General features: G+C 45.9%; 30 protein-coding genes. 4 read left to right on the forward strand and 26 right to left on the reverse strand.

Going from position 1 to position 26,974, the window contains the following annotated elements:
* Positions 1-55 precede the first annotated feature (55 nt).
* The 5 genes from IBX48_RS04340 to IBX48_RS04360 all read right to left on the reverse strand — a co-directional run bounded on the left by IBX48_RS04340 (position 56) and on the right by IBX48_RS04360 (position 4,203).
* The gene (locus IBX48_RS04340) at positions 56-832 is read right to left on the reverse strand and encodes a heme ABC transporter ATP-binding protein (RefSeq protein ID WP_296831160.1); all 777 of its coding nucleotides are present in this window, start codon (positions 830-832) and stop codon (positions 56-58) included.
* A gap of 72 nt (positions 833-904) precedes the next feature.
* Complete coding sequence (locus IBX48_RS04345; protein WP_296831162.1) at positions 905-1,966, reverse strand: succinylglutamate desuccinylase/aspartoacylase family protein; 1,062 nt, start codon at positions 1,964-1,966, stop codon at positions 905-907.
* A complete protein-coding gene (gene rimK / locus IBX48_RS04350) occupies positions 1,966-2,871 on the reverse strand; it encodes a 30S ribosomal protein S6--L-glutamate ligase (protein WP_296831163.1) in 906 nt (301 codons plus the stop codon). Before rimK ends, IBX48_RS04345 begins: the two co-directional genes overlap by 1 nt.
* On the reverse strand, positions 2,868-3,389 hold the full coding sequence (locus tag IBX48_RS04355; RefSeq protein ID WP_296831165.1) for an ATP-dependent zinc protease: 522 nt from the start codon (positions 3,387-3,389) through the stop codon (positions 2,868-2,870). Before IBX48_RS04355 ends, rimK begins: the two co-directional genes overlap by 4 nt.
* Complete coding sequence (locus tag IBX48_RS04360) at positions 3,370-4,203, reverse strand: glucosaminidase domain-containing protein (RefSeq protein ID WP_296831167.1); 834 nt, start codon at positions 4,201-4,203, stop codon at positions 3,370-3,372. The genes IBX48_RS04355 and IBX48_RS04360 overlap by 20 nt, the downstream gene beginning before the upstream one ends.
* Before the next feature lie 60 nt (positions 4,204-4,263).
* Between IBX48_RS04360 and IBX48_RS04365 the strand changes: the two genes are divergently transcribed.
* Complete coding sequence (locus IBX48_RS04365) at positions 4,264-5,298, forward strand: polysaccharide deacetylase family protein (protein ID WP_296831169.1); 1,035 nt, start codon at positions 4,264-4,266, stop codon at positions 5,296-5,298.
* 99 nt (positions 5,299-5,397) lie between these two features.
* Here IBX48_RS04365 and rplS read toward each other — a convergent pair whose 3' ends face one another.
* The 5 genes from rplS to ffh all read right to left on the reverse strand — a co-directional run bounded on the left by rplS (position 5,398) and on the right by ffh (position 8,935).
* Positions 5,398-5,742: a 50S ribosomal protein L19 gene (gene rplS / locus IBX48_RS04370; RefSeq protein WP_296831171.1), complete on the reverse strand. Its 345-nt coding sequence runs from the start codon at positions 5,740-5,742 to the stop codon at positions 5,398-5,400.
* A gap of 54 nt (positions 5,743-5,796) precedes the next feature.
* Positions 5,797-6,549, reverse strand: a complete 753-nt coding sequence (gene trmD, locus IBX48_RS04375) for a tRNA (guanosine(37)-N1)-methyltransferase TrmD (RefSeq protein WP_296831174.1) — start codon at positions 6,547-6,549, stop codon at positions 5,797-5,799.
* Positions 6,550-6,552: 3 nt separating this feature from the next.
* Positions 6,553-7,077: a ribosome maturation factor RimM gene (gene rimM / locus IBX48_RS04380; RefSeq protein ID WP_296831176.1), complete on the reverse strand. Its 525-nt coding sequence runs from the start codon at positions 7,075-7,077 to the stop codon at positions 6,553-6,555.
* A gap of 18 nt (positions 7,078-7,095) precedes the next feature.
* Positions 7,096-7,332, reverse strand: a complete 237-nt coding sequence (gene rpsP / locus IBX48_RS04385; protein WP_296831178.1) for a 30S ribosomal protein S16 — start codon at positions 7,330-7,332, stop codon at positions 7,096-7,098.
* Positions 7,333-7,555: 223 nt separating this feature from the next.
* Positions 7,556-8,935 (reverse strand): signal recognition particle protein, encoded by a 1,380-nt coding sequence (gene ffh, locus IBX48_RS04390; RefSeq protein ID WP_296831180.1) that lies wholly within the window; start codon positions 8,933-8,935, stop codon positions 7,556-7,558.
* 180 nt (positions 8,936-9,115) lie between these two features.
* On the opposite strand from ffh, the gene ccsA reads away from it, so the two are divergent.
* The 3 genes from ccsA (at position 9,116) to IBX48_RS04405 (ending at position 12,102) form a co-directional block, all read left to right on the forward strand.
* A complete protein-coding gene (ccsA, locus tag IBX48_RS04395) occupies positions 9,116-9,916 on the forward strand; it encodes a cytochrome c biogenesis protein CcsA (RefSeq protein ID WP_296831182.1) in 801 nt (266 codons plus the stop codon).
* A gap of 79 nt (positions 9,917-9,995) precedes the next feature.
* Positions 9,996-11,282: an HlyC/CorC family transporter gene (locus tag IBX48_RS04400; RefSeq protein ID WP_296831184.1), complete on the forward strand. Its 1,287-nt coding sequence runs from the start codon at positions 9,996-9,998 to the stop codon at positions 11,280-11,282.
* Positions 11,283-11,292: 10 nt separating this feature from the next.
* A complete protein-coding gene (locus tag IBX48_RS04405; protein WP_296831186.1) occupies positions 11,293-12,102 on the forward strand; it encodes an inositol monophosphatase in 810 nt (269 codons plus the stop codon).
* 19 nt (positions 12,103-12,121) lie between these two features.
* Here the strand turns inward: IBX48_RS04405 and IBX48_RS04410 are convergent, their stop codons facing one another.
* From IBX48_RS04410 to mlaD, 16 genes are all read right to left on the reverse strand, one after another.
* Complete coding sequence (locus tag IBX48_RS04410) at positions 12,122-14,356, reverse strand: PAS domain-containing hybrid sensor histidine kinase/response regulator (protein WP_296831187.1); 2,235 nt, start codon at positions 14,354-14,356, stop codon at positions 12,122-12,124.
* Between the two features lie 66 nt (positions 14,357-14,422).
* Positions 14,423-15,787, reverse strand: a complete 1,365-nt coding sequence (radA, locus tag IBX48_RS04415) for a DNA repair protein RadA (RefSeq protein ID WP_296831189.1) — start codon at positions 15,785-15,787, stop codon at positions 14,423-14,425.
* A gap of 74 nt (positions 15,788-15,861) precedes the next feature.
* Positions 15,862-16,548, reverse strand: a complete 687-nt coding sequence (locus IBX48_RS04420) for a cytochrome c1 (protein ID WP_296831191.1) — start codon at positions 16,546-16,548, stop codon at positions 15,862-15,864.
* Entirely contained in the window at positions 16,548-17,786 is a 1,239-nt protein-coding gene (locus IBX48_RS04425; protein ID WP_296831192.1) for a cytochrome bc complex cytochrome b subunit, read from the reverse strand. Before IBX48_RS04425 ends, IBX48_RS04420 begins: the two co-directional genes overlap by 1 nt.
* Positions 17,786-18,400 carry a ubiquinol-cytochrome c reductase iron-sulfur subunit gene (gene petA, locus IBX48_RS04430; protein WP_296831193.1) on the reverse strand — a complete coding sequence of 205 codons (615 nt, stop codon included), beginning with the start codon at positions 18,398-18,400 and terminating at the stop codon, positions 17,786-17,788. Before petA ends, IBX48_RS04425 begins: the two co-directional genes overlap by 1 nt.
* Positions 18,401-18,568: 168 nt before the next feature.
* Positions 18,569-19,309, reverse strand: coding sequence for a Nif3-like dinuclear metal center hexameric protein (locus tag IBX48_RS04435; RefSeq protein ID WP_296831194.1), 741 nt, complete (start codon positions 19,307-19,309; stop codon positions 18,569-18,571).
* A 9-nt stretch (positions 19,310-19,318) separates the two neighbouring features.
* Positions 19,319-20,410, reverse strand: coding sequence for a histidinol-phosphate transaminase (gene hisC, locus IBX48_RS04440; RefSeq protein WP_296831196.1), 1,092 nt, complete (start codon positions 20,408-20,410; stop codon positions 19,319-19,321).
* A 23-nt stretch (positions 20,411-20,433) separates the two neighbouring features.
* Positions 20,434-21,750 carry a histidinol dehydrogenase gene (gene hisD / locus IBX48_RS04445; protein ID WP_296831197.1) on the reverse strand — a complete coding sequence of 439 codons (1,317 nt, stop codon included), beginning with the start codon at positions 21,748-21,750 and terminating at the stop codon, positions 20,434-20,436.
* 2 nt (positions 21,751-21,752) lie between these two features.
* Positions 21,753-22,385, reverse strand: coding sequence for an ATP phosphoribosyltransferase (gene hisG / locus IBX48_RS04450; protein WP_296831198.1), 633 nt, complete (start codon positions 22,383-22,385; stop codon positions 21,753-21,755).
* 10 nt (positions 22,386-22,395) lie between these two features.
* Positions 22,396-23,658 (reverse strand): UDP-N-acetylglucosamine 1-carboxyvinyltransferase, encoded by a 1,263-nt coding sequence (gene murA, locus IBX48_RS04455; protein ID WP_296831200.1) that lies wholly within the window; start codon positions 23,656-23,658, stop codon positions 22,396-22,398.
* Positions 23,659-23,663: 5 nt separating this feature from the next.
* Entirely contained in the window at positions 23,664-23,885 is a 222-nt protein-coding gene (locus tag IBX48_RS04460; RefSeq protein ID WP_296831202.1) for a BolA/IbaG family iron-sulfur metabolism protein, read from the reverse strand.
* 19 nt (positions 23,886-23,904) lie between these two features.
* Positions 23,905-24,666 (reverse strand): ABC transporter permease, encoded by a 762-nt coding sequence (locus IBX48_RS04465; protein ID WP_296831203.1) that lies wholly within the window; start codon positions 24,664-24,666, stop codon positions 23,905-23,907.
* A complete protein-coding gene (locus IBX48_RS04470; protein ID WP_296831205.1) occupies positions 24,663-25,586 on the reverse strand; it encodes an ABC transporter ATP-binding protein in 924 nt (307 codons plus the stop codon). The genes IBX48_RS04465 and IBX48_RS04470 overlap by 4 nt, the downstream gene beginning before the upstream one ends.
* Complete coding sequence (locus IBX48_RS04475) at positions 25,583-25,873, reverse strand: STAS domain-containing protein (protein WP_296831206.1); 291 nt, start codon at positions 25,871-25,873, stop codon at positions 25,583-25,585. The genes IBX48_RS04470 and IBX48_RS04475 overlap by 4 nt, the downstream gene beginning before the upstream one ends.
* On the reverse strand, positions 25,860-26,504 hold the full coding sequence (locus IBX48_RS04480) for an ABC transporter substrate-binding protein (protein WP_296831207.1): 645 nt from the start codon (positions 26,502-26,504) through the stop codon (positions 25,860-25,862). Before IBX48_RS04480 ends, IBX48_RS04475 begins: the two co-directional genes overlap by 14 nt.
* Positions 26,501-26,971 carry an outer membrane lipid asymmetry maintenance protein MlaD gene (gene mlaD / locus IBX48_RS04485; RefSeq protein WP_296831209.1) on the reverse strand — a complete coding sequence of 157 codons (471 nt, stop codon included), beginning with the start codon at positions 26,969-26,971 and terminating at the stop codon, positions 26,501-26,503. The genes IBX48_RS04480 and mlaD overlap by 4 nt, the downstream gene beginning before the upstream one ends.
* Between the last annotated feature and the right edge of the window lie 3 nt (positions 26,972-26,974).

Below are 26,974 nucleotides of genomic sequence, written 5' to 3' on the forward strand. Positions count from 1 at the left end.
GCGTTAAGTTAGCCTAAAGGCATAAGCGCGTTTAACAAGCTTATGCCTTTAGGCTTTAACGACTGCTCGGCACAATAATGCGCCAAGCATTTGGCCGCTCAATCACCTCAACCGGTGTTTGGTACACGGCTTCTATATTGGCTTGAGTTAATACCGTTTCAACCCGCCCACTGGCGTAGACCGCGCCCTCATGTAACAACAAGGCTTGATCGGCAAACTGTGACGCTAAATTAAGGTCATGCAGTACCGCCACCACGCCCATATTCTGCTCGCGAGCACATTGCTTTAACACCTTAAAAACCTGCTGTTGATGGGCTAAATCTAGGTTTGAGGTACATTCATCTAATAACAAAAAACGCGCTGAAGCCGTTGTTAACGGGCTTAAGATTTGCGCCATCACGCGTGCTAAATGGGTACGTTGTTTTTCGCCACCCGACAAGGTTAAATAATTACGTTGTGCCAAGTGACTGACATCAAATAAAGCCAAAGCTTGCTTGACCAGGTTTTCAATTTGATCGCGCGGAGCATCCAGTAATCCGAGTGCCACCACTTCTTTCACCCAAAATCCAAACTCTAAACCGACCGACTGTGGCATCACGGCACGCAATCGCGCTAACTGGATTGGGGTGTAAGACGTTAATGGCTGTTGATTTAGACATACCTGCGATTGGAAAGCACTGAGTTCGCCCGACAACACATTCAGTAAAGTCGATTTTCCGGCGCCATTGGGCCCCAGAATCACCCAGAGTTCGCCGGCTTTTACTTGCAGGCCGACGTGACTCAATATAGTTTTGTCGCCAATGGCATAATCAATAGATTCAATTTCTAGCATAGTGATCAAATAACCGCTAAATTGGTTGCTGCGCCGCTCTTAAAGCTCAGCGCAAACCACCAGGCCTGGTGGTTAATCCAAATAGGGATAAGTTTCGGCCTCTAAGGTTTCTTGGTAGGTTTCAATATTGCCCGCCGCAATATCGGTTCGATAGAAACGGGCGATATGGAATAAGGCTTCGCCTTCGTTCACTAACGGCAAATGCAATTGGCCGATAATGATGCCACTAAAAGGCGACCAAACATCCACCTCCGACTCGCCAAACGGATCGGAGATGCGTCCCAATAAAGTTTGATCTTTTACGACGCGTTCGCCTTGCTTGACGCTAGCGCGGAAAATCCCGTCTTGCGGTGCGCGCACCCAGGCGGAAGATCGCGCTATTATGGGATCGGCCGGCGGTATTTTGCGCGATTTTGGCAGCATCTCCAGCTGGCGCATCACACGTAAAATACCCTGCACGCCGCCGCGAATCGCCAGCTCGTCAAATCGCAAGGCTTCTCCGGCTTCATATAATAAGACCGGAATGCCTTTTTTAGCGGCGGCTTCACGTAATGAACCATCGCGCAAATCCGAGTTAAGTATCACCGGCGTACCAAACGCACGCGCTAAATCTAGGGTTTGCGCATCATCTAAATTGGCGCGAATTTGTGGTAGGTTTGAGCGATGTATTGCGCCTGTGTGCAAGTCAATACCGTGGGTTGAACGTTCTACAATTTCTTCTAAAAACAACCGCGCGACACGCCCGGCTAACGAGCCTTTTTCAGACCCAGGAAAACTGCGATTCAAATCGCGACGATCGGGTAAATAACGGCTTTGGTTAATAAAACCATGTAGGTTAACAATTGGCACGGCAATCAACGTGCCTTTGAGCTGACGCAAACCCGGTACTTTAAGCAGACGGCGGATAATCTCTACGCCATTAAGTTCATCACCATGAATTGCGGCACTAACAAACATCACCGGCCCAGCTTGACGACCGCACAACACCTGCACCGGCATGGTGATCGGGCTATGAGTATAGAGTTTGCCAACCACCAAATCGACAGTACGACGTTCACCAGGTTGAATCGTTTGACCGCCTAGTGTTATAGGCGAGTTCTTGCGCCGTTTTGACGCTGGGGAGTCTGATGCCATTACCCCTTACCTTTGGTTTTGGTTTTATTTGGTTTGGCGGTTTTTTCAATAAAATCAATAATCAAACCCGCGACATCTTTACCTGAGGCGTTTTCAATGCCTTCTAAGCCAGGCGAGGAGTTTACCTCCATCACCACCGGGCCGTGATTTGAGCGCAAAATATCCACACCACACACATTTAAGCCCATAATTTTAGCCGCTCGCAACGCGGTAGCACGCTCTTCTGGTGAAATCCGCGTCAACACCGCGCTGCCACCACGGTGTAAATTCGAGCGAAACTCACCTTCTTGACCTTGACGTTTCATCGCCGCCACGACCTTGCCACCGACTACAAAACAACGAATATCCGAACCGCCCGCTTCTTTAATAAACTCTTGCACTAAGATATGTTCTTTCAAACCCATAAAGGCTTGAATCACACTTTTGGCCGCTTGTTTATTTTCAGCCAGCACCACACCAATGCCTTGCGTACCTTCTAACACCTTAATCACCGCAGGCGCGCCACCCACAATGTTTAATAAGTCATCAATATCATCCGGCGAATGCGCAAAGCTGGTAACCGGTAAGCCAACGCCATGCTTAGATAAAAGCTGCAAACTGCGCAACTTATCACGCGAACGTGAAATAGCCACCGATTCATTAAGTGGGTAAACCCCCATCATTTCAAACTGACGCAATACGGCGGTGCCATAAAATGTAATGGACGCCCCAATACGTGGTATCACGGCATCAAACCCGGTTAAGACCTCCCCTTTGTAGTGGATTTCCGGATGATGCGAGGTGATATTCATATAACAACGCAGTGCATCAATAACACGCACTTCGTGACCACGATCCTCGGCCGCCTCAACTAAACGACGGGTAGAATAAAGGTTACGGTTTCTGGATAAAATGGCTATTTTCATGCGTGGCTCCCTTGAGCGACTGATTGGTCTAAATTCTGTAAATCTTGTTCTGGCAATCGCTGACAATAGGAGCGACTCACATCTACCACAAATCGGGTTTCCATTGCCACACGACCCAGTAACATTCGAAAACGCATGGTGTCGCGACTGGTTAAGGACAAATCAATCATAAAACGTTGGTCGCCCAACACCAGCTCGGTTTCGATAAAATAACGCTCAGTTTTATTACCACCAGAATCCGTCACGACGCGCTTATCTTTAACCAAGGCTTCACACCAAACTTCGATTTCTAATTCTTGTTGGTGCGGATGAACACCAAATCTTATCCAGTCTTGGCCATCACGTTCAAAAGGTTCAACCGAAAAAGCATGCAGTGCAGAGGTTCGTGCTCCGGTATCCACTTTACATTTTAAAGCTTTAATGCCCAAGCCGGGCAAGGCAACCCATTCACGCCAACCTAGTGTTGGCTTGGTTAGGATAGGTTTATCTAGGGTTTGTTTAGTTGGTTTGGTTTTCACTTAATGACTCCAGCCAGTTTAGATCCATCTGATGCCAATCATTAAACCTTATCATAGCCTGAATTTCTTTAATATATTCTTCACGACGTTGCGAATAAGCCAATAACCCTTCGGCTAATTTTTCGCCCGTTAGAGCCTGATTGTTGTTACGCGAATCCAAGCGCAACTGGCGAAGATCGCGATAGGTGTGAAACGCATTTAAATTAAGCATGTAAGCTTGTACCGATTGGCTGGGTGATTCAAATAAACGCACCTCGTATCTTTTTCCGGCTGGGCGTTGATCCGGCACTAAACCACACCCTACCGAGAAACACCATTGGCCATAAAAGTTCATGCCCTGTGTTGCAAAACGTGATGTCCCCCAGGCGGATTCGTTAGCCGCTTGGGCTAAGGCCAGTGAAGGCGGAATAACATCGACCTTTTTTAGTAAAGCCTGTTTCCATTGTGCATAAGTTTGTGTGGGTTTGCGTGATTGCTGATATTTTTCGGCGATTATCTCAACTCGCTGATGTTGTTTTTTAGTTAAATTTTTAAAATCCAGCGACTGTAAAAAACCACGCTCTTGTAATATTGACTCATTAGCTTGATGAATCGCCGGCAATAAGAAGTCGATAAAAGCTTGTTTTTTTTCATTTACATCTTGAATACTGGCAAAGTCTGGTAGGGTCACTTTTTGTGTGGGCTGGTTCGACTTTAAAAGCGCATCATCCTGCGCCTGCATATCAGTTTGTTTATGTTCGCGTTCTTGGTTTACCAACACGCCAATCGCGACTAAAACCAGCCCTACTAACACTATTTGAATCAATCGTTCCAAAACACCCTCCAAGGCTATTACACTATAATGTCGCTATTATCTCAAAACTAGGGAATCTACATGCTTAAAAAACGCTATCAACTCCTATCTATCTTATGGCTGTCTGGCTTGATTAGCTCAATGGCTTATGCTAATTCATCCGCTGTGATTTTAATGTACCATCATTTCGGCGATGATACGCCCGCCAGCACCAGTGTCACCTTAAAACAATTTGACGCCCATCTCGACTACTTAGAGCAAAATGCGTTCAACGTTTGGCCCTTATCTAAATTGGTTCAGCACTGGCAGAATGATCAAGATGTACCGGATAAAACCGTGGTACTGACCGCCGATGACGCTTATAAAAGCGTGTATACCGAAGCTTATCCAAGGCTCAAAAAACTCGGCTGGAGTATGACCACCTTTGTTAACTCAGACCCCATAGATAAGCGCTTTGGTAATTTCATGACTTGGGGTCAAATGCGCGAAATGCAAGCCGATGGCTTTGAGTTTGCCAACCACACCCACACCCATGGCAAAATGCGGCCACTAGGCAATGAAACGCAACCACAAATGCTCAAGCGTGTTCGCGATGAGCTGACAATCACTCAAACACGTTTGCAAGAGGAGCTGGGAGATGATGCTAACCAAAACCCTAAATTATTTGCCTACCCTTACGGTGAATACAGTGAAAGTGCGGCGAACTTAATTGCCGAAATGGGATACGTAAGTGTCGCTCAAGTATCTGGCGCAGTAGATAAACACTCTGATCACAAGGCATTAAATCGTTTTCCGATGGCGGTGAACTTTGCCAAAATTCAAGATTTTGCATTAAAAGTAAACACCCTGCCCCTGCCCATTAGTAAACAAAGCCCGCGTGACCCATTAATTCAAACCAATCCACCTGAGCTTAGAATCCATTTAAGCCAACCGGTTAAGCAATTAAATTGCTTTAACAGCCTTGGTCAACCGCTAGACATGGATTGGCGTTCTGACACAGAACTCGTGATTAAATCAAAACAAGCACTCAAACCACCACGTGATCGATATGCCTGCACCGCACCAGCGGGTCAAGGCCGTTGGTATTGGTTTGGTCAGCTATGGATTATTGATTAATAAAACAACTGCGCCCCGCCTTATGCTTTAAACATAAGACTCAAAACAAAAAAACCGCCTTTCGGCGGTTTTTTAATGGCTGCTTGTTTAAAGAAACTATTACAACTTTTCTTTAATACGAGCCGCACGACCTGACAATTCACGAAGGTAGTAAAGTTTCGCGCGACGAACATCACCACGACGCTTAACAGCAATACTTTCAACCAACGGGCTATAGGTCTGGAAAGTACGCTCAACACCGACACCATGTGAAATCTTACGCACCGTAAAGGCTGAGTTTAAACCACGGTTACGTTTAGCGATTACAACGCCTTCATAAGCCTGCAAACGTACGTTTGTGCCTTCTTGTACTTTAACCTGTACAACTACTGTGTCACCTGGTGCAAATGCTGGAATTTCTTTACCCATTTGCTCAGTTTCAATTCGCTTGATGATATCGCTCATCTTAAAGCTCTCCATATTCTTTGAAGTGGTTCTCACGTTTTCACTTCAAAATTGCTATTCAACCAACTTGAGCCAAGCATCCAATTTTTGGCGTTGCTCAGAGGTTAGTGCCAATTTTTCTATCAAATCTGGTCGGCGTGCATGGGTGCGTAACCATTTCTGCCGCTCGCGCCATGCGTCAATTTTGGCATGATGGCCTTCCAATAACACACTTGGAACCATTCTGCCATCTACCGACTCAGGCCGCGTGTAGTGAGGACAATCTAGCAAACCGTCTGAAAAAGAATCTTGCTGTGCCGACTGTGAATGACCAAGTGCGCCCGGTAACAGGCGTATCATGGCATCCATTAACATCATTGCAGGTAGCTCACCGCCACTTACAACAAAATCGCCAACACAAATTTCTTCGTCAACACACTGTTCAATCAAACGTTCGTCAATGCCTTCGTAGCGACCACAAAGTAAGGTTACTTGTGGACGTTTAACCAACTCTTCCACTTTTGCTTGTGTTAAGGGTTGGCCTTGTGGCGACAAATAAACCACATGCGATTTCGCATCCGGCTGAGTTTGTTTGAGTGTTTGCTCTAACGCGTCAAAGGTATCTTTCAGAGGCTGGTACATCATTAACATACCCGGACCACCCCCGTAAGGGCGATCATCTACCGTTTTATGCCGATCATGCGTAAAGTCGCGCGGATTCCAAAAATGCAGTTCAACCAACTCTTTTTGAAATGCGCGGCGACTTATGCCTTGCTGCGTAATCGCATTAAACATGTCAGAAAACAGCGTAATCACATCAAAACGCATGCTTTACTGATCATCCTCTTCAAGTGCTTCGGGCTGCCAATTAACTAAAATCTGCCGATGCTCCAAATCTACATCTAAGATGTAATTTTCGAACACAAACGGAATTAAATGACTACGCTCACCTTTAACTCGCAACACATCATGTGCGCCTGTCTCAACTAACTCGGTAACTTGACCCAGTTGTTCACCTTGTTGGTTTTTTACGTCACAGCCAATTAAGTCTATCCAATAAAAAACATCTTCATCTTCTGGAAACTGATCTCGCGTCACCGCAATGTCAGAGCCCATTAATTCACGCGCTAATTCACGTGAATCGATGCCTTTCAAGTGAGCTACTATCGCCTTGCCACCTTGCGGTGCATGGGTTTCGATAACTTGCATCTCCACCCATTGCCCCTGGCGTTTTACTAACCAGGGTTGGTAATTCAAAATATTACCGACTGGGTCTGTATGCGAATACACCTTGACCCAGCCTTTGATGCCATACACGCCATTAATTCGGCCGATAATGAGTTTATCTTGGTTCATTAGTTCGACCGAAAAGTCTTAAGCTTTCTTTATAATGCTTTTAACGCGATCACTCATTTGAGCGCCTTGGCCAACCCAGTGATCAACTTTCGCCTGATCAACACGAAGACGCTCTTCGTTACCACGCGCGCTTGGGTTGAAAAAACCAACTTGCTCAATAAAACGACCGGTCACCGCAACACGACGATCGGCTACTACTAACTTATAAAACGGGCGCTTTTTTGAGCCACCACGTGCTAAACGAATTACAACCATTGTGTATCTCCTTAGGTTAATCAGGCGATGATGGGAAACCCCACCAACAAATTCTTCTTGGTTTACAGTCACCAGAACCAGGCCTGGTGATGGGTTGATCTAGCTTTGGGGCTAGAGTCAAGTAAGCGCGTGATTATACACGCGCACTAGGCGTTAAGCAAAGTTTTTATTGGCTTCGCTTAACGCCGTGTTTGGTCGGCTAACTCATTGGACACCCAACTCGCTATCTGGGTGGCATGCCACCCATACCGCCCATACCCGGTGGTAATTTGCCGGCCATGCCTCGCATCATGTTTTTCATGCCGCCCTTTGAAACTTTTTTCATCATTTTTTGCATTTGCTCAAATTGCTTGAGCAATTTATTAACATCTTGAACCTGAGTACCCGAACCCGCTGCGATACGACGCTTGCGCGAGCCTTTTAATAAGGTTGGGAAGGCGCGTTCTTTAGGCGTCATGGAATTAATAATGGCTTCTAGGCGTTTAAATTCTTTTTCCGCCACGCCTTCTTGCATTTGGTTTTTAAGCTGCCCCATTCCGGGTAATTTGCCCATCAAACCGCCAATGCCGCCCATGCCTTGAATTTGCTGCAATTGCTGACGGAAATCTTCTAAATCAAACTGACCGGTTTTTTGGATTTTTTGCGCAAAGGCTTGCGCTTTTTTATGATCAATTTTGGTTTCGGCTTCTTCGATTAAGCTTAAAACATCGCCCATTCCCAAAATGCGACCCGCCATACGGTCTGGGTGGAACAGTTCCAGTGCTTCAGTTTTCTCACCCGCCCCAATAAACTTGATGGGTTTGCCGGTGACTTCACGAATAGATAACGCCGCACCGCCTCGAGCATCACCGTCGGTTTTGGTTAAGATTACACCGGTTAAAGGCAAGGCATCATGGAAAGCTTTAGCCGTGGTGGCGGCATCTTGCCCGGTCATAGCATCGACCACAAATAAGGTTTCAATCGGTTTAATCGCTTGATGCAGGGCTTTAATCTCGGCCATCATACCTTCATCAACATGCATACGACCGGCGGTGTCCACTAACAACACATCCATGAATTGTTTTTTGGCTTCGGCGCGTGCGCGCTCTACGATATCAACCGGTTTTTGATCGGCACTGGATGGCGAAAAAACCACACCCACTTGCTGCGCCAGCGTTTCTAACTGTTTAATCGCGGCTGGGCGATAGATGTCGGCTGACACCACCATGACTTTTTTCTTTTCACGCTCTTTTAACCAGCGCGCCAATTTGGCAACCGAGGTGGTTTTACCTGCGCCCTGCAAACCAGCCACCATAATTACCGCAGGTGGCTCAACGTTGAAGTTAAGCGGTTCAACCTCCTGCCCCATGGTTTCGGTCAGCTGCTCGCGCACCACCTTGATAAAAGCTTGTCCTGGATTTAAAGCTGAAGAAACTTCTTGCCCGAGCGCTCGTTCCTGCACTTTGTTAATAAAGCTTTTTACCACAGGCAAAGCCACATCGGCTTCTAACAACGCACGCCGAACATCTCTCAAGGCGTCCTTAATATTATCTTCTGTGAGGCGACCTTGACCGCGAATGGTTTTCAGCGTCTTCGCCAAACGATCCGATAAATTATCAAACATAACGATTCTCCATTGTTCTAAACCAACTCAATTTGTTGAATTAGGATTTGTTATCCGAAACCAAGAGAGAAATTCTTCTCAATAACTTTTAATTTCGCTATTATAGCGGATATGATGATTTTTCGTGATCTTTGCAAGCTTAACATTGCTCAGAATACCCGTAACCAACAAGGAATTTACATGATCAGTAGCCTTAGTGCACTTATGGCGAGCTTACTTTATTTAATGAGCACCTATTATCTAATGCGCTGCATTCGCAACACACAAATCAGCTCTGAATCATTACGACGCCCAATTTTAGGGGTCGCCACTTTTGCGTTAGTTCTGCATACCATTTCATTAACGCTTACTTTATTTACCCCGGAGTCGATGATTTTTAGTTTTGGCAATGGCTTATCCTTGATTGGCTGGATTGGCGTGTTTGCCTTGTTAATGATCAACTTAAATAAAAACACCGAAACCTTAGGCATCTTTATATTCCCGCTGGCTGCCTTGGTTACCTTGTTGCCTCAGTTGGTCGGTGAGCTGCGCCCGATTGATTACAGCTTAGGCTTCCATGTGGTTATTTCGATCTTTGCTTACAGTGTACTGGGCTTGGCCACGGCTCAAGCCGTGTTGTTTTCTGCCCAGGAACGCCGTTTCCAACAACGCAATTTATCCAACCTTATTCGCGCCCTGCCTCCATTGCAGGTTATGGAGAAGACCTTAATTCAGTTGGTTGTACTGGGTTATATTATTCTGACGTTCGCGATTTTCAGCGGTGCTTACTTTATTGAAAACTTTTTCAGCCAGAACATTGCACACAAAACCTTCTTTTCAATATTGGCATGGTTAACCTACAGCTTGTTTTTATGGGGCCATTTTCAGTTTGGTTGGCGCGGCCAAAAAGCCGCTCAATACACTATCTGGGCCTACGGTTTATTGGTTATCAGCTACATTGGCACTCAGGGAATTTTAATGATCCTTAGCCCATCAACCTAAGCGTTCAAACCTCAGGCATGCATTCGATTATAAAATTCGTTATAATCGCAATCTTGTTTTCACACTCAATGGTAAAACTTTGAACGACATCCCTTTAGCTTTGTTATTCTTTACTCTATTCATCATGATGGTTTTATCGGCACTCTTTTCGAGCTCCGAAACCGCTCTCATGTCACTCAACCGTTATCGCTTAAAGCATAAAGCGAATAGTGGGCATCGGGCGGCTATCAAAGCCCAAAAGCTGCTTGAAAAGCCCGATCGTTTACTCGGCGTGATTTTGCTTGGTAATAATTTTGTTAATATTTTAGCCTCCTCGATCGCGACCATTATTGCGCTGCGTTTAATGGGAGAAGCCGGTATCGCAATTGCCGCTGGTCTACTAACTTTGCTGATCTTAATTTTTTCCGAGGTCGCGCCTAAGACAGTGGCCGCATTGTATCCAGAAAAAATTGCCTTCCCGATGGCTTACATACTTGATCCGATGCTTAAAATATTCAGCCCGATTGTTTGGTTTGTGAATTTTTTTGCAAACAATTTTCTGCGCTTATTTGGCATAGATGTTAATAAGGTGCAAGCTGATCACTCGTTAAGCCATGAAGAACTTCAAACCTTAATTGATGAGTCAACTGGCCAGCTGCCACAGCAATATCGCGACATGCTGACCAGCATCTTACGTTTAGAAAGTGTGACGGTGGAAGATGTGATGATTCCAAAGCAAGAGATTTATGGCGTAGACGTGGATCAGCCTTTTGAGGGCTTCCTAAAGTCGATCCAAAACTCACCCTATACTCGCGTGCCGTTATATCGTGGCACGTTTGATGCCGATTTAGTCGGCATTTTAAACCTGCGCCGCGCCTTACCATCGCTCATGAAAGCCGACATTACGCTTAAGGATATTGTCAAACTTGCCAGACCAGCTTACTACGTGCCTGAAACGACACCACTCAACACACAATTAGCCAACTTCCATAAAAACAAACGACGTATGGCTTTAATTGTGGATGAATACGGTGAACTGCAAGGCTTGTTAACCATGGAAGATTTACTGGAAGAGATTGTGGGCAAATTATCGACCGATGCCAGTGCAAAATTAGCAGAGAATGTCGCGATCCATGCGGATGGTTCGATGACGGTTGATGCAGCGGAATTTATTCGCGACCTCAATAAAGATTACTTTCTTGAGTTGCCGACCGATGGCCCTAAGACCTTAAATGGTTTAATTCAAGAACATTTGGAAACGCTGCCGTCTAAAGGCATCTGCATTCGCATCGGAAATTACAGCCTTGAAGTGCTGGATGTGTCTCAGAACGCAATTGATAAAATCAAACTCAGTTTAATTGATCCTAAATTAGAAAAAACAAATTAAAAGGCACACTATGTCTCAGCCCTTTTCCGACCACCAGGCCTGGTCAAAACTAAAACAAGCCATCGTGGCGCTGGCGCAGCAAGAAGTCATGCGTCGTTTTAACCAAGTGGGTTACGAAATTAAAAATGACGGCTCCTTACTTACCGAAGCCGACACCAGCATGCAGCAACAGGTCGCCGACTATCTTAAAAACACCTGGCCTGAATTTGCCTTATTAGGCGAAGAATCAAGCCTAGAAACCCAGCAAGCCGCACTTGAACACCCAACCGGGTGCTGGGTGCTAGATCCGGTGGACGGCACCACCAATTTTGCGAATCATATCCCCTTTTTTAGCGTGTCACTGGCTTTGGTAATTGGCGGAAAACCGGTCTTAGGTTTGGTGTATGACCCGGCTCGTGATGAGCTTTTTAGTGCGCGCTTGGGATTGGGAGCCGAATTAAATGACCAACCCCTTAAGGCTCCAACCATTACACCCGATCTAAAGCATTGCGTGGGTATTATTGACTTTAAGCGTTTGGCGCCAGCCTTAGCGACCGCCCTGGCAACCCAAGCACCTTACGCATCGCAACGCAGTTTTGGTTCAGTCGCGTTAGACTGGTGTTGGATTGCGGCCGGACGTGGTCAGGTTTATCTGCACGGCAATCAAAGCTTGTGGGATTATGCGGCCGGTTGGTTGATATTAGAAGAAACCGGCGGTGCCAGTTCTAATTTAGAGGGTGAAACGGTTTTCCAAAACAAAATCGGTAAACGTTCAGCCGTAGCCGCGATTAATTCAACGACGTTTTGCTTATGGCATGCGTGGATTCAACAACATAACTAATGGGCGCATAAAACAACCATCATTGGCTCCAACACCAGAGTGCTTTTTTGAGTGCTTCAACATCAATCGGTTTACTTAAGTAGTCATTCATACCCGCTGCCATGACTTTTTCACGATCCCCAAACATCGCATTCGCCGTTAACGCGATAATAGGGGTGCAAGCCAAGCGTTGATTTCCGTGACCACGAATGCGCCGTGTGGCTTCTAGACCATCCATCTTAGGCATTTGCATATCCATTAGAATTAAATCGAACTTAGTGTCGGACTTATTTAGCTGCTCAAGTACTTCAACGCCATTTTCAGCCAGCGTAACTTGATGCTTAAGTTTGGCTAGAATGGCCTTTATTAATAGCTGGTTAGACGGATTATCTTCGGCCACCAAAATAGATAAAGCACGCTGGTTTTGGTAATTAATCCGTTCACCTTCAAGTTCAACTTCTTCTGGGGTGGCTGGCACACAAGGCACTTCAAACCAAAAACAGCTGCCAACACCTAAGCGACTACGTGCACCAATATCACCCTGCATCGCCTGAGCCAGTTTTTTACTAATCGATAAACCCAAGCCGGTTCCACCATATTTTCGACTGATTGAGGCGTCCGCCTGCGTAAAGGCATCAAATAAATGCGCTAGCTTTTCTTCAGCAATTCCGATACCTGTGTCTTTAACTTCAAAACGGGCCCGGTGACCAATACCCATCACTTTAAGAGTAACCGAGCCTTGCTCGGTAAATTTAATGGCATTACCCAAAAGATTTAATAAAACCTGACGCAAACGTGCCTGATCACCTTTTACATAAGCCACCAGGCCTGGTGCTTTTTCTAGCTTTAGTTCAATCCCTTTGGCTTGGGCACTCGGCTTTAGCATTTCAATCACGTTATCGATCTGCTGGTTTAAATCAAAAGCATGACTTTCTAACTCGACTCGACCAGCATCCAGTTTGTTAAAATCTAGAATGTCATTCACCAAGTGCAGCAGGTGCTGACCTGAGCGTTGAATCATTTCGGCTTGATTTTTTTGTTCTGTGCTTAAGGCTTGGTCTAACAATAAATTAGACATGCCGATCACCGCATTCAGCGGTGTACGAATTTCATGACTCATTACCGATAAAAATTCAGACTTGGCATTGGCCGCTGATTCCGCCTCTTGGCGCGCCTGCTCTAACACCTGCTCCATTTCTTTTCGTTCAGTAATATCTAAAGCGAAGCCCAATATCCAGATTTCTGGAGGTTGATCTGGACGCTGGATATGAATCGGACCCCGGCCGGTTAATAACCAGCGTGTCTGCCCCATCAACGTCAACGGCTCTTCCGACACAATAAGTTCAGCACTTTGTTTCGCTTGGCGATCATCATCAACAAACTTACGCGCTAATTCGATTGGAAATACTTCAAAATCGGTTCGACCAATGGCTCGATTGCGCTCGACACCTGTTATCTGTTCAGTTTGTTTACTGTAAAAACGGAAACAGCCTTGCGCATCTTTTACATAAATACTAATTGGCAGCGCATCCAAGATCTGTTCAATCAGAACCTCTCGCTGCCGAACCGTTTGCTCAAGACGTTTGGCATCAGACACATCACGAACCGAACCGACTAAACGATAAGCTTGATTAGAATCAGCCTGCCAAATGGCTTGACCCGTCAACTGCATCCAGATATAACTGTTACTGGACGTTTTAAAACGAAACATCACATTAAACGGCCAACGCGCCTCAAGGTGTGCAAATAATGCGTCGTCGATACGCACTAGGTCTTGTGGATGGACACGCGCCATAATTTCGGCTTTAGTCTGCCCCAGCTCAACGGGGGAAATATCACACATCTGATAAAACCGATCACTGTAACGAATTAAATCTTGCTTTAAATCCCAATCAAACAAACCCAGTCCCGCTGCATCAGACACAGTACGATAGATTTGATCCTCAGGGCCTTGTTGGTTGAAATTTTCGGTGTGCGCACCTGCCATGACAAACTGGATCAAAATTCCGTCCTGGTAATGAACCAATGTAAATTGACAAGCCTCGACCAAGCCTTTTAAAGCGTAGCGAAAGCTTGTAACACTGGTGCGCTGCATAGCACTCAATAATTGCAGTTTAAGTTCTACATCCAGATTGAGATCATAATGACCCCACAGAGAGTGGGCGGTTTGATTCTGCCAATTTATACGCCATTGCGATTCGTCGTTGCATACAGCAAAAGCCACCGCTAAGGGGGCGTTTGCATAAATTTCATTTAAAGCCGAGTTGGCAGGCATGGCCTATCCCTTAAAAACATAGTTGGATTTATTCTAGCCGATCAGACTTATTAATGGGGAAGTCTTTTACAATTGATCCAAAGCTTGCGCTAGATTATAGACTCCAACTAATTCCATGCCAACTACACCGCCTTTAGGGACGTTGGCCATCGGTACAATAGCGCGTTTAAAGCCGTGTTTGGCGGCTTCAAAAATGCGCTCTTGACCACTTGGAACCGGACGTATCTCACCCGCCAAACCGACTTCACCAAACACAATTAAATCCTGATCCAATGGTTTATTTCGCATGCTTGATAAGATGGCCACTAACAACGCAAGATCCGCACTGGTTTCGGAGACTTTTATGCCCCCTACTACATTGACATACACATCCTGATCCGCCGCTTGAATGCCACCATGACGGTGCATAACGGCTAATAACATGGCGATTCGATTCGAATCCAGCCCCACACTCACTCGCCGCGGACTACCATAAGGCGATTCATCAACTAAGGCTTGAATCTCGACCAACAATGGCCGAGAACCCTCCCAAATCACCATGACAACCGAACCCGGAGACGGTTCATTTGCACGTGATAGAAAAATAGCCGACGGGTTCTTGACTTGCTTTAAACCTAACTCTGTCATAGCAAACACACCCAGCTCATTCACTGCGCCAAACCGGTTTTTAATGGCTCGAAGTGTTCTAAAACGGCTATCAGACTGACCCTCCAAAAATAACACACTGTCGACAATATGTTCCAGCACTCTCGGACCCGCCACCTCACCGGACTTAGTTACGTGCCCGACTAAGAAAACGGCAATATTATTTTGCTTAGCAAAACGGGTTAGATAGGCCGCCGATTCTCTGACCTGGGTTACCCCACCGGCCGCGGTGCCTATTTCGGCCAACTGCATGGTTTGGATAGAATCCACCACCATCACCTTTGGCGACTCTTGCTGCGCAAATCGGATGATTTGTTCGACCTCTGTTTCAGCCAACAAACGCAAATGATCTTCAGGTAATTGCATGCGTTTCGCACGCATCACCACTTGCTGCAGTGATTCCTCACCGGTGACATACAATGCCGGAATAGTCTGACTTAAACCGCACATCACCTGAAGCAAAATTGATGATTTGCCGACACCTGGATCGCCGCCGATCAAGACCACCGATCCAGGTACAATGCCACCACCCAGCACCCGATCCAGTTCAGAGATGCCAGTTGAAAAACGCGGCACCTCACTCAGTTCTATATCACTAACCGATAAAACCTGATTTGATTGGCTGCCGCTGTAACCCTTAACTGAACGAGAGGTGGTTTTACTGACGGCTGATATCGTGAGCTCTTTAAGGGTGTTCCAAGCGCCACATTCCATGCATTGACCTTGCCACTTGGTGTGCTCTGCACCGCAGTCTGTACAAACAAATACCGATTTTGCTTTCGCCATATTTAATCCTTAATAACTCGGGTTTGGCGCCTGTCTCGTCCTAAATAAAAAAGCCCGCGAAAGCGGGCCTATTATCAATGTTTCACATCTCGCCAGTATTCTCTTTTGAGAAGATAGGTTAGCAGCAACAACACCAATAGGAATAAAATTACCTTCCAGCCAAGATCCCAACGCTCTACTTTATTAGGCTCGGCAATGTAATCTAAGAAGTTAACCAAATCACGTGTAACCTGATCAAACTCTTCCGGTGTGGCGTGTTTCTGAATCCCTTCTAGCACATTTGGCATAGAGGTTCCTGTCAACACTTTATTGTTCCAAATAGCCGGCTCCCATTCCCCTTCATTTTCTAGGTAGTAGCCGCGTAAAAAAGTATAGATATAATCATTGCCTTTTAAACGCGCCATTAAAGAAAGGTCTGGCGCTTGAATACCGAACTTACTTTGAGACACACCGTCTTCCATAAACGTCATCATATAATCAACCGTTACACGCTGATTATAGGCCAGTTTTTCAACGACTTCTTCATCCGTCCAGCCCAAGTCACGCGCGACACGGTTGTAACGCATATACTGCGCTGAATGACAAACCATACAATAATTCGCAAACAGAACCGCACCGCGCTGCAGGGATTCTTTATCCCGAATATCGTTGTTGGCTTTTTCAAACGTTATATTGTAAGACGGTGCCGCAAATACCATGCTAACGGGTAACAGCATCGCGGCCAATACTAAACTCAATCTGCTTAAAAATGATGTCATCATTAAGTTGTCCTCTCTGGTACAGGTTTGGTTTTTTCATGCGCCGAGGTATAGGGCAGCAAAATGAAGAAAGCAAAATACAAGATCGTAAATATTTGCGCGAGCTTAGTATGAAGCGGGGTAGATGGTAAAGCACCTAACACACCCAACACAACAAAACTGATGGCCAACATGGTTAACAATAACTTGTATGAGTAACCACGATAGCGAATTGAACGCACCTTACAACGATCTAGCCAAGGCATAGCAAACAACACCGCAATCGAGGCACCCATTGCAAGCACACCTAAAAACTTATCTGGCACGGCACGCAAAATTGCATAAAACGGGGTGAAATACCAAACCGGTGCGATATGGTCCGGCGTTTTTAATGGATCAGCCGGTTCAAAGTTTGGTGCTTCAATAAAGTGGCCGCCACCTTCAGGCATATAAAACACCACTATCGCAAACAGGATTAAGAAGAAAACCGCACCAAATGAATCTTTCACCGTGTAGTAAGGATGGAAAGGAATCCCATCTAGTGGCAAACCTTGCGTGTCTTTATGCTTTTTAATCTCGACACCATCCGGGTTGTTCGAGCCTACTTTGTGTAACGCCACAATGTGCATAAAGACCAACAGAACCAACACCAAAGGCATCGCAATCACGTGCAAGGCAAAAAAGCGGTTCAGGGTCGCGTCAGAAATAATGTAGTCCCCCCTTATCCACAACGCCAAGTCTGGACCAATCAACGGAATGGCACTAAACAAGGAAATAATAACCTGTGCACCCCAATAAGACATTTGACCCCATGGCAACATATAACCCATAAAAGCTTCGGCCATTAATACCACAAAGATCAACATGCCGATCAACCACACTAACTCTCGTGGCTTCTTGTAAGAGCCGTAGAGTAATGCGCGTGTCATATGTAAATAAATGACTAGAAAGAAGGCCGATGCCCCCGTCGTATGCATATAACGGATCAGCCAACCCCATTCAACATCTCGCATAATGTATTCAATAGAGTGAAAAGCTTCATCGGCTGATGGTTTGTAGCTCATGGTTAGCCAAATACCGGTGATAAACTGAATCACCATGACCAGTAACGCAAACGAGCCAAAGAAGTACCAAAAGTTGAAGTTTTTCGGTGCATAGTATTGGGCAACGTGTTCGTTCCAAGTGCTGATCAACGGATAACGGTCATCTAACCACTTCAACATGCCGCCGGGTGGCGTTTGATTTGTATTTTTGTCAGACATTAAGCTTGCCCTCCTGATTCCGCATCTTCACCCACACGGATGTGTGTTTCTGTTAAATACATATAAGGTGGAATTTCCAAGTTAGTCGGCGCTGGCACTGAGCGAAACACTCGACCGGCTAAATCAAAACTCGAACCATGACAAGGACAGAAAAATCCGCCACGCCAGCCCGCGGCCATATCCGCAGACCCTACCGCCGGACGATATAATGGCGCACAACCCAAGTGTGTACAAATCCCGACCACCACTAGATATTCTGGCTTGATCGCACGTGAAGGGTTTTGGCAGTATTCTGGTTGAATTGACGCATTCGAATCTGGATCTCGAAGTTTATCGTCTAGCGTGGCTAAACGCTCCAGCATTTCAGCTGTACGACGTACAATCCATACGGGCTTACCACGCCAACTTAACGTCATCATCTGACCAGGTTGCAATCCGCTAATGTCAGCATCCACCGGTGCGCCTGCCGCTTTTGCCTTTTCACTGGGTTGCCAAGAACCCAAAAAAGGCACTGCGACAAATGCCGCGCCAACCGCTCCCACAACGCCTGTTGCCCCGGCCAATACTTGACGGCGTTTTATATTTACCGTTTCTATCGTTTTCGTTTCAGACATAGTCATGACTTCCTCATGGCTCAAAAAATTGGGCTCTATTCTACAGAACCACCAAGTGAACCGGTATAAATAAATGTCTATACCGGTATAAATAAAATTTATTGCATTTGCGCATTTTAACCCGAGATTTAGCTTGAATACTCAGGGTTTTCACCCAGGCCAATCCGGTTAAACAGGATTGGCACAATCCACAAATCGGCACTCAATACCGAACTGGTTTTGAATATATTCTGCAAGCGATTTCACCCCCCAGGTCTCGGTCGCATGGTGACCGGCTGCCAAATAGTGAATACCCGACTCTTTGGCAACATGGGTGGTCTGCTCAGATACTTCACCACTAATGTAGACGTCTGCCTGCCAATCCAACGCTTGTTGAATATAACCTTGTGCACCGCCGCTGCACCAGGCGATGGTCTGAACCAACTCTGGCCCACCAGGCAAATGCAATGGTTCGCGACCTAAACTCTCGGCCACCCTGCGCTTAAACTGATCCATTGAGATAGGTTTCGCTAAACGCCCCAAACGCACCAGGCCTGGTACCGGTGTCATATCGTCTAACTGCCAAAGTTTACCAAGCTGAGCATTATTGCCATATTTGGCGTGGCCATCTAACGGCAAATGGTAAGCCAATAAGTTGATGTTATTTTGTATCAGTTTCTTAATACGTTGGTATTTCATGCCGGTAATGGTTTGAGCTTCACTTTTCCAGAAATAACCGTGATGAACCAAAATCGTGTCCGCTTGGCATTCAATCGCTGCATCAATCAACGCCTGGTTGGCTGTCACGCCTAACACCATTCGTTTAATCTGCTCAGCCCCTTCAACTTGCAAACCATTGGGCGCGTAGTCTTGATACTGATCAACCTCTAACAACTGATGTAAATGCGCGACTAATTCATCTCTTAGCATAAAACCTTCTCAAGTTTGGCTAGTTAAATGGTGCGAAAAGCTATTTAAAAACGCTTGATTTTCATTTGGGGTGCCAACGGTGACACGCAAACAATCCGCCAATAATCCGCCCATCGGCGACAAGTTTTTAATTAACACACCGTCTTGTTTTAACCCGCTAAAAATTCGATTCGCTTGGTCTTTAGGTACTCGTAAGGTTACAAAATTGGCTTGCGAATCAAACACCTTTACCTCAGAGAACTCAGCTAACGCCTGCATTAGGATGGCGCGATCTTGTTTAATCTGTTCGGCTTGCTGTTTTAATACGTCGCTATGCTCTAACGCAAACGTCACCCCCATCTGGGTGACCACATTAATATTGTAGGGCAAACGCACTTTATCAAACTCCGCCATCCAGGCCTGGTGGCCGATCATGTAACCTAGCCGAAAACCTGCTAACCCTTGCTTGGAAACGGTTCGCATCACAATTAAGTTGGGGTAATGTTGAATATCGCTGATAAAGCTGTCATCGGCAAACGCGTTGTAGGCTTCATCCAACACCACCAGGCCTGGTGCTTGCTGGATAATTTGTTCGATATCTTGACGTGAAAAGGCGTTGCCGGTGGGATTGTTTGGATAGGCTAAAAACACCACGGCAGGCTGATGTTGCTGCATGGAATTTAAGAAAGCCGAAAGATCCAGCTCAAAATCGGATTGGAGTGGTACGCCATGAAAGGCCAACCCTACAAACTTAGCAATCATTTCATACATAACAAAGGTTGGCACCGGTGCCATCACGCAGCGGCCTGGCTGCGAAAAGGCCATCATAATGATCTGAATTAATTCATCCGAACCATTACCAAATACCAAGGTTTGATCGTCTGGCAAAGCCAACTCTTGCATCAATACATGGCGCAAAGACTCCGCCGTCGGGTCTGGGTAGCGATTAAAAGCCTGATAACGTACACGCTCAATCCAAGCCGATTGCATTCCAGGTGGCCAACCATATGGGTTTTCCATCGCATCTAGCTTGATCATGTTAGCCGCTGGCTGAACATGATAAGCTTTAATGTCTCGAATTTCAGGCCGAACCCAACGCTCAATCCAATTTGTCACGTCCATGCGATCCGCATCCTTAAGAATTTTTATGATTTTTTGAGACGGTAACGTGCTGAAGCCGCGTGTGCCTGTAAACCTTCACCATCGGCTAAAATTCCAGCCACGTCACCTAAAACGTTGGCACCATCCGCTGAACACATGATTAAACTTGAACGTTTCTGGAAATCATAGACTCCTAAAGGTGACGAAAAACGCGCGGTACGTGAAGTTGGCAAGACGTGGTTTGGCCCGGCACAATAATCGCCTAAAGCTTCGGCCGTATAACGCCCCATAAAGATCGCACCAGCATGGCGAATTTGCGGCAAAAAGGCTTCTGGATTATCAACCGATAATTCCAAATGCTCAGGTGCAATAAAGTTGATCATCTCAATCGCTTGTGCCATATCATCCACCACTATCACCGCGCCGCGCGCTTCTAAAGCGGTGCGAATAATTTTTTGACGTGGCATGGTCGGTAATAAACGATTCATGCTGGCGATGACCTTATCAGCAAAATCCGCATCGGGCGTAACCAAAATCGACTGCGCATCTTCATCATGCTCGGCTTGCGAAAACAAATCGACCGCAATCCAATCCGGGTCGGTTTCACCGTCACACACAACTAAAATTTCAGACGGACCCGCGATCATATCGATCCCAACTGTACCAAACACCATACGTTTGGCGGTTGCGACATAAATGTTACCTGGCCCTACCACCTTATCAACTGGCGGCACAGTTTCGGTGCCATAAGCTAAGGCCGCTACCGCTTGCGCGCCGCCGACACAGAACACACGATCGACACCACAAATGGCCGCGGCCGCCAATACCATTTCGTTGACTTCACCATCCGGTGTCGGCACAACCATAATCAACTCCGGTACACCGGCGACTTTAGCCGGAACCGCATTCATGATCACAGAAGACGGATAAGCCGCTTTGCCGCCTGGCACATATAAACCAACACGATCCAAACAAGTTACTTGCTGACCCAACATCGTGCCGTCGGCTTCTGTGTAAGACCAAGATTCACTTTTCTGACGTTCGTGATACAGTCGAACCCGCTTAGTCGCCAGTTCCAACGCATCACGCTGATCTTTTGGAATATTAATTAACGCTTGCTGGAGACGTTCTTGTGAAATTTCAAGCTCCGCGCCGGTTTTTAAGTCCAACCGGTCAAACTTAGCGGTATATTCCAACAAGGCTTTATCACCTTCGGTTTTAACCCGGTGTAAAACTTCTTTTACCACATTGTTCACGCGCTCATCTGAGACACCTTCCCAATCCAATAAACGATTTAACTCTTGTTTAAAACCTGATGCATTGGCATCTAAACGGCGAATATTAATGGCTGAGTCTGACATAATTATTTTCCTATTACAGTTTTGAACTGTTCGACGATTTCTTGAATCTGAGTAAACTTAGTTTTGTAAGCATGTTGGTTAACAATTAAACGCGAACTGATATCCGCAATATGTTCAAGCGGCTTTAGATGATTGGCTTTTAGTGTATTACCGGTATCCACCAAATCCACAATACGATCCGCTAAACCAATTAAAGGCGCCAATTCCATCGAACCATACAACTTGATTAAATCTACCTGCTGGCCCTGTTGGGCATAATAAGCGCGCGCCGAATTAACATATTTCGTCGCAATTTTTAAACGATGACCATGAGGGCGATCTTGTTCTGGGCCCGCCACCATTAAACGGCACTTGGCAATTTGCAAATCGAGCAATTCATACAAGTTATCGGATGGCGATTCCATCAATACATCTTTGCCCGCCACGCCAATATCAGCCGCACCATAAGCCACATAAGTTGGTGCATCGGTTGTACGCACCACTAGCAAACGAACATTCGGCTGCGTGGTTTCTAGAATCAACTTACGACTGGTCTCTGGATCGTCCAAAGGCTCGATTCCGGCGGCTTTTAATAACGGCAACGTATCTTTAAAGATACGGCCTTTTGATAACGCAATGGTTAATGTCTGTTTCATAATCTAAACCTCAAGAACTTAAACGCTGAATATTGGCGCCTAAACGGTGAAACTTCTCTTCAATGCGTTCATAACCTCGGTCAATATGGTAAATTTTATTCACCACCGTTGTGCCCTGCGCCACCAAGGCGGCAATAATTAAACAGGCCGAAGCTCTTAAATCGGTGGCCATCACTTCCGCACCATGCAATTCGGACAGGCCTTTGGTGTGAGCAACATTGCCGTCGAGTTCAATCTCCGCGCCCATTTTGATCAACTCGGCCACATGCATGTAACGGTTTTCAAAAATCGTTTCTTTAACTTTGGCTTCGCCTTTCGCCAAACAATTCATAACCAAAAACTGCGCTTGCATATCGGTCGGGAAATTCGGGTAAGGGTGTGTCACAATATCCACTGCTTTTAATTCACGGCCACGCATATCCAATGTAATTGTAGATTCGGTCTCAGTAATTAACGCACCAGCTTCTTTAAATTTTTCCAGTACAGATTTTAAATGCTGAGGTTCAACCTTTGTAACGGTTACACAGCCTTGCGTTACCGCCGCCGCCGCCAAATAAGTACCGGCTTCAATGCGATCAGGAATCACACGATAAGGCACGCCCTGTAGTTTTTCTACACCTTCAATCGTAATGGTCGGCGTTCCTGCGCCCTGAATTTTCGCGCCCATCGCATTTAAGAAGCTGGCTAAGTCTTCAACCTCAGGTTCGCAAGCGGCGTTGCGTAAAATCGTGGTGCCTTTCGCCAATACTGCGGCCATAATCAAGTTTTCAGTACCGGTTACGGTAACCGGATTCATATCAATATCCACGCCTCTCAAACCCTTCTCGGCTTTAGCGACGATAAAGCCGTCTTCTATGTGAATATCCGCCCCCATTTTCATCATGCCATCAATATGGATATTGACCGGGCGTGACCCAATCGCACAGCCTCCAGGCAAAGCGACTTTGGCTTCACCGAAACGTGACAACAAGGGCCCCATTACTAAAATAGACGCACGCATGGTTTTCACCAAATCATAAGGCGCTTCTTTGGTATGAATATGCGAAGAATCGAGCGTGATATTCATACGTTCATCCATCATAACTTCGGTTCCCATGGTGGCGAGCAACTGGATAGTAGTGGTGACGTCACGCAAGTGAGGTACATTCGACAAGATAACCGGGGTTTCGGCTAACAGACAGCCCATTAAAATCGGTAACGCGGCATTTTTTGAGCCCGAAATTTCGACCTCACCATTTAAGACCGCCTGACCTTGTATGACTAATTTATCCATTCAACTTACTCGGGTGCATGGGTTTTAATTGAAAGTGCGTGCAACTCACCATTTTCAAGCTGTGGTTTAAAAATATCATTAACCAAACGATGGCGCTTTAAGGGGGTTAAACCCACAAAAGCCTCACTGGTGACTTCGATACTAAAATTACAGTCCGCACCGGACATTTTGACCTGACTGCCTGGTAAAGCGTCATGAATCATTTGTTGAATTTTTTCAGGAGACATAGATTCGATACCCAATTTTTTAGTGGCGTATTTTAACGCCTTTCAGCAATAAAATCAGATTTATCACAGTAACCACCAACAAAAAGGCCAGGGTAACCGCTAAGCTTAAATATACAGAAACGTCTGAGCTGGCATAAAAACCATAACGAAAACCGTCTACCATATAAAAGAATGGATTAAAGTGCGACAAGGTTTGCCAGAATTCAGGTAAAGCATGAATCGAATAAAACACCCCACTCAAAAAGGTCAGTGGGATGATGACAAAGTTTTGAAACGCGGCTAGGTGATCGTACTTTTCAGACAAAATGCCCGCGATCAAGCCAACGCCACCCATTAAGGCGGCACTTAATACCGCAAACAGCACAACCCAACTCACCGAATACCATTGTAGATCAAACCATAACCAGCCAACCACTAAGACACCAAGGCCGACGGCTAAACCACGTAATACCGCCGCGCCAATAAAGGCAATATACAATTCGAGCGGTGAAATCGGGCTCACCAACACAAAGGTTAAATTACCGTACATTTTTGACTGAATAATACTTGAGGACGAATTTGAAAACGCATTCTGCAAAATGGCCATCATCACCAGGCCTGGTATTAAGAATTGGCTGTAGGTTAAACCCGAAAATGAATCAATACGTGCTTCAATTACTTGGCCAAAAATTAACAAAAACAATAAGGTGGAGACCACCGGTGCAAAAATAGTTTGCACCACCACTGAATAAAATCGACGCACCTCTTTAACAAAAAAAGCCCAACATCCGTACCAATTCATGCTTTCACCTCGGTTAAATCTAAAAACACTTCTTCAAGTGACGCATCGCGGGTACTGAGATCTTTAATGTTTAAACCGTTTTCTTGCAACCAACCCAGAATGACCTCCATCGAAATACTTTTTTCGACGCGGAACAAGCAAGCTGAAGCTTCGCGCTCAACCAAACGCAATTGAAGTTCGCTGGTTAAATTGATGGTTTTTGGATTGTGCTCCGGCAAGGTAATACGCAAATAACGGTAAGGGTGGCGTGCTAACAAAGCTTGAGTTTTTTCTAACGCTTTAACTTCGCCTTTTTGCATAATCGCGACCCGATCACACAAGGCTTCGGCTTCTTCTAGATAATGCGTGGTCAGAATAATGGTGTGGCCAGCGGTGTGCAACTCACGCGCAAACTCCCAAAGCGTTCGGCGTAAATCAACATCCACCCCGGCCGTAGGTTCATCTAGAACCAGCACTTGTGGTTTATGAACCAACGCCATCGCAATTAACACACGACGTTTCATGCCTCCAGAAAGTTGCTGGGTTTCAGCATTGGCTTTTTCAGTCAAAGCCAAACGCTCAAGCAATTCATCGACCCACGCCCACTGTGCTTTACCGCGTAAACCAAAATAACCGGATTGCACCCGCAATAACTCACGAATTGAGAAAAACGGATCCGAGATAAGCTCTTGCGGCACCAAACCCAGGGCGCGGCGAGCTTGACGGTAATCCCGAATCACGTCATGCCCCATTACCGAAATACAACCTGAAGTGGGCCTAACTAAACTCGACATCGCATTAATAAGTGTCGACTTGCCTGCACCGTTTGGGCCAAGCAAACCAAAAAAACTGCCTTCTTCCACTTCAAAACTGACATTATTGAGCGCTTGCAAGTCGCCAAATTGTTTGGAGACCTGATCAAACTTTACCGCTCCACTCATACTGTCTCCTCTGTAATGGGTAACATTTCTGTTAGGTTATATAAGCCTAATAAGGTTTTTAACGAGGCTGGCGCATGCACCAACACAAAATGCGCCGAACTGCGCTGTTGCAGCGCAAGCAACAACGCAATCCCGGCGCTATCCACCTGTGACACACCAGCCAAGTCAACCGTCACAACCTCTGCCATATTGACGGAATCTAGCTCGGCTGAAACGACAGCTAAATTAGGCAGAACTAGGCGGCCATTAATTTTTAAACAGCCTGATGCAAGATTAATCGACTTCATGAAAAGACTTATTCCGTTCTTTCATCGCAACAATCACAGCCTCAAACCCACGACGTTCTATATCGGTCGCATAGGATTGGCGAAAGTTAACCAACAAACTGATATTTTCCACCACCACATCGTAAATCAGCCATTTTCCACTACTGGCTTCTTTAAAAATGCGGTAGGTTACATCGGCGGTCGTGCCATCATCCTGGGTTACCTTGGTGGAGACAATGACCCGATTTTCGCCATCCGGCAAGGCTTGCGCCACATCAATTGAGCGCACATTCAGATTTAAGATAGTTTGCGAGTAGGAACGCATCATGGTTAAGGTAAACTGCTCTATAAACTCATTCTGCTGATGCTCGGGGGCGGTTCGCCAGTAACGCCCCACTACATAACGCGCCATACGTGCGGTATCGACATAAGGCAAAATATTTTGATCAGCAAACTCGCGAATCGCACTCGGGTTATCCGTTAATTCGTCCGAGCGGTTTTTTAACTCATCCAACACCGAGGTTGAAAGTCCCAGCACCATTTCATGCGGGTCTTGCTGATTAAGCTGAATCACCTGAGCGGCCGCCCATCCGGACGTTAAAATCAAGCCCATTAAACTAGCTATAATTAATCCTGGCTTCAACATAGTCATTTATCACCACCTTCCGTTAAGCTCACCATTAATCGTCCAATTAAACTCTCCAACACTAAAGCCGACTGGGTATAGTTAAACCGTGCACCATCTGCCAGCACCTCCTCATCTCCGCCTATCTCAACCCCAACATACTGACTGCCTAACAGGCCCGAAGTCAAAATAGAGGCGGACGAATCCATCGGCAAGTCGTTATAATCATTGTAAATATCCATCGCCACTTTTGCGCGATAACTAATCGGATCAATACTAATTTTAGCCACCCGGCCAATGGTGACGCCACTTACTTTGACCGGGGCGCGCACCGTTAAGCCACCAACATTACTAAACAAGGCTTCTAGTTGATAACTAGGGCGGTCTTGCAAGGCGCTAAAGTTGCTCACTTTTAACGCAATAAATACCATCGATACCAGGGTAATCAACACCAGTAACCCTACTCCAATTTCTGCTTTAATTTGACGAGTCATAAC

The sequence above is a fragment of the Thiomicrospira sp. genome (assembly GCF_014859555.1).
Taxonomy (GTDB): domain Bacteria; phylum Pseudomonadota; class Gammaproteobacteria; order Thiomicrospirales; family Thiomicrospiraceae; genus Thiomicrospira.

Excerpts from the sequence above, each read along its gene's own strand:
- IBX48_RS04465 (WP_296831203.1), bottom strand. The coding sequence starts at position 24,666 with ATGAATTGGTACGGATGTTGGGCTTTTTTTGTTAAAGAGGTGCGTCGA.
- hisC (WP_296831196.1), bottom strand. The coding sequence starts at position 20,410 with ATGGACGTGACAAATTGGATTGAGCGTTGGGTTCGGCCTGAAATTCGA.
- radA (WP_296831189.1), bottom strand. The coding sequence starts at position 15,787 with ATGGCGAAAGCAAAATCGGTATTTGTTTGTACAGACTGCGGTGCAGAG.
- hisD (WP_296831197.1), bottom strand. The coding sequence starts at position 21,750 with ATGTCAGACTCAGCCATTAATATTCGCCGTTTAGATGCCAATGCATCA.
- murA (WP_296831200.1), bottom strand. The coding sequence starts at position 23,658 with ATGGATAAATTAGTCATACAAGGTCAGGCGGTCTTAAATGGTGAGGTC.
- rimM (WP_296831176.1), bottom strand. The coding sequence starts at position 7,077 with ATGAACCAAGATAAACTCATTATCGGCCGAATTAATGGCGTGTATGGC.
- rplS (WP_296831171.1), bottom strand. The coding sequence starts at position 5,742 with ATGAGCGATATCATCAAGCGAATTGAAACTGAGCAAATGGGTAAAGAA.
- rimK (WP_296831163.1), bottom strand. The coding sequence starts at position 2,871 with ATGAAAATAGCCATTTTATCCAGAAACCGTAACCTTTATTCTACCCGT.
- IBX48_RS04435 (WP_296831194.1), bottom strand. The coding sequence starts at position 19,309 with ATGCTAAGAGATGAATTAGTCGCGCATTTACATCAGTTGTTAGAGGTT.
- IBX48_RS04410 (WP_296831187.1), bottom strand. The coding sequence starts at position 14,356 with ATGCCTGCCAACTCGGCTTTAAATGAAATTTATGCAAACGCCCCCTTA.
- trmD (WP_296831174.1), bottom strand. The coding sequence starts at position 6,549 with ATGCGTTTTGATGTGATTACGCTGTTTTCTGACATGTTTAATGCGATT.
- IBX48_RS04475 (WP_296831206.1), bottom strand. The coding sequence starts at position 25,873 with ATGAAGTCGATTAATCTTGCATCAGGCTGTTTAAAAATTAATGGCCGC.
- IBX48_RS04345 (WP_296831162.1), bottom strand. The coding sequence starts at position 1,966 with ATGGCATCAGACTCCCCAGCGTCAAAACGGCGCAAGAACTCGCCTATA.
- IBX48_RS04470 (WP_296831205.1), bottom strand. The coding sequence starts at position 25,586 with ATGAGTGGAGCGGTAAAGTTTGATCAGGTCTCCAAACAATTTGGCGAC.
- petA (WP_296831193.1), bottom strand. The coding sequence starts at position 18,400 with ATGTCTGAAACGAAAACGATAGAAACGGTAAATATAAAACGCCGTCAA.
- IBX48_RS04420 (WP_296831191.1), bottom strand. The coding sequence starts at position 16,548 with ATGATGACATCATTTTTAAGCAGATTGAGTTTAGTATTGGCCGCGATG.
- IBX48_RS04425 (WP_296831192.1), bottom strand. The coding sequence starts at position 17,786 with ATGTCTGACAAAAATACAAATCAAACGCCACCCGGCGGCATGTTGAAG.
- mlaD (WP_296831209.1), bottom strand. The coding sequence starts at position 26,971 with ATGACTCGTCAAATTAAAGCAGAAATTGGAGTAGGGTTACTGGTGTTG.
- rpsP (WP_296831178.1), bottom strand. The coding sequence starts at position 7,332 with ATGGTTGTAATTCGTTTAGCACGTGGTGGCTCAAAAAAGCGCCCGTTT.
- IBX48_RS04365 (WP_296831169.1), top strand. The coding sequence starts at position 4,264 with ATGCTTAAAAAACGCTATCAACTCCTATCTATCTTATGGCTGTCTGGC.
- IBX48_RS04340 (WP_296831160.1), bottom strand. The coding sequence starts at position 832 with ATGCTAGAAATTGAATCTATTGATTATGCCATTGGCGACAAAACTATA.
- ffh (WP_296831180.1), bottom strand. The coding sequence starts at position 8,935 with ATGTTTGATAATTTATCGGATCGTTTGGCGAAGACGCTGAAAACCATT.
- IBX48_RS04405 (WP_296831186.1), top strand. The coding sequence starts at position 11,293 with ATGTCTCAGCCCTTTTCCGACCACCAGGCCTGGTCAAAACTAAAACAA.
- IBX48_RS04460 (WP_296831202.1), bottom strand. The coding sequence starts at position 23,885 with ATGTCTCCTGAAAAAATTCAACAAATGATTCATGACGCTTTACCAGGC.
- ccsA (WP_296831182.1), top strand. The coding sequence starts at position 9,116 with ATGATCAGTAGCCTTAGTGCACTTATGGCGAGCTTACTTTATTTAATG.
- IBX48_RS04480 (WP_296831207.1), bottom strand. The coding sequence starts at position 26,504 with ATGACTATGTTGAAGCCAGGATTAATTATAGCTAGTTTAATGGGCTTG.
- hisG (WP_296831198.1), bottom strand. The coding sequence starts at position 22,385 with ATGAAACAGACATTAACCATTGCGTTATCAAAAGGCCGTATCTTTAAA.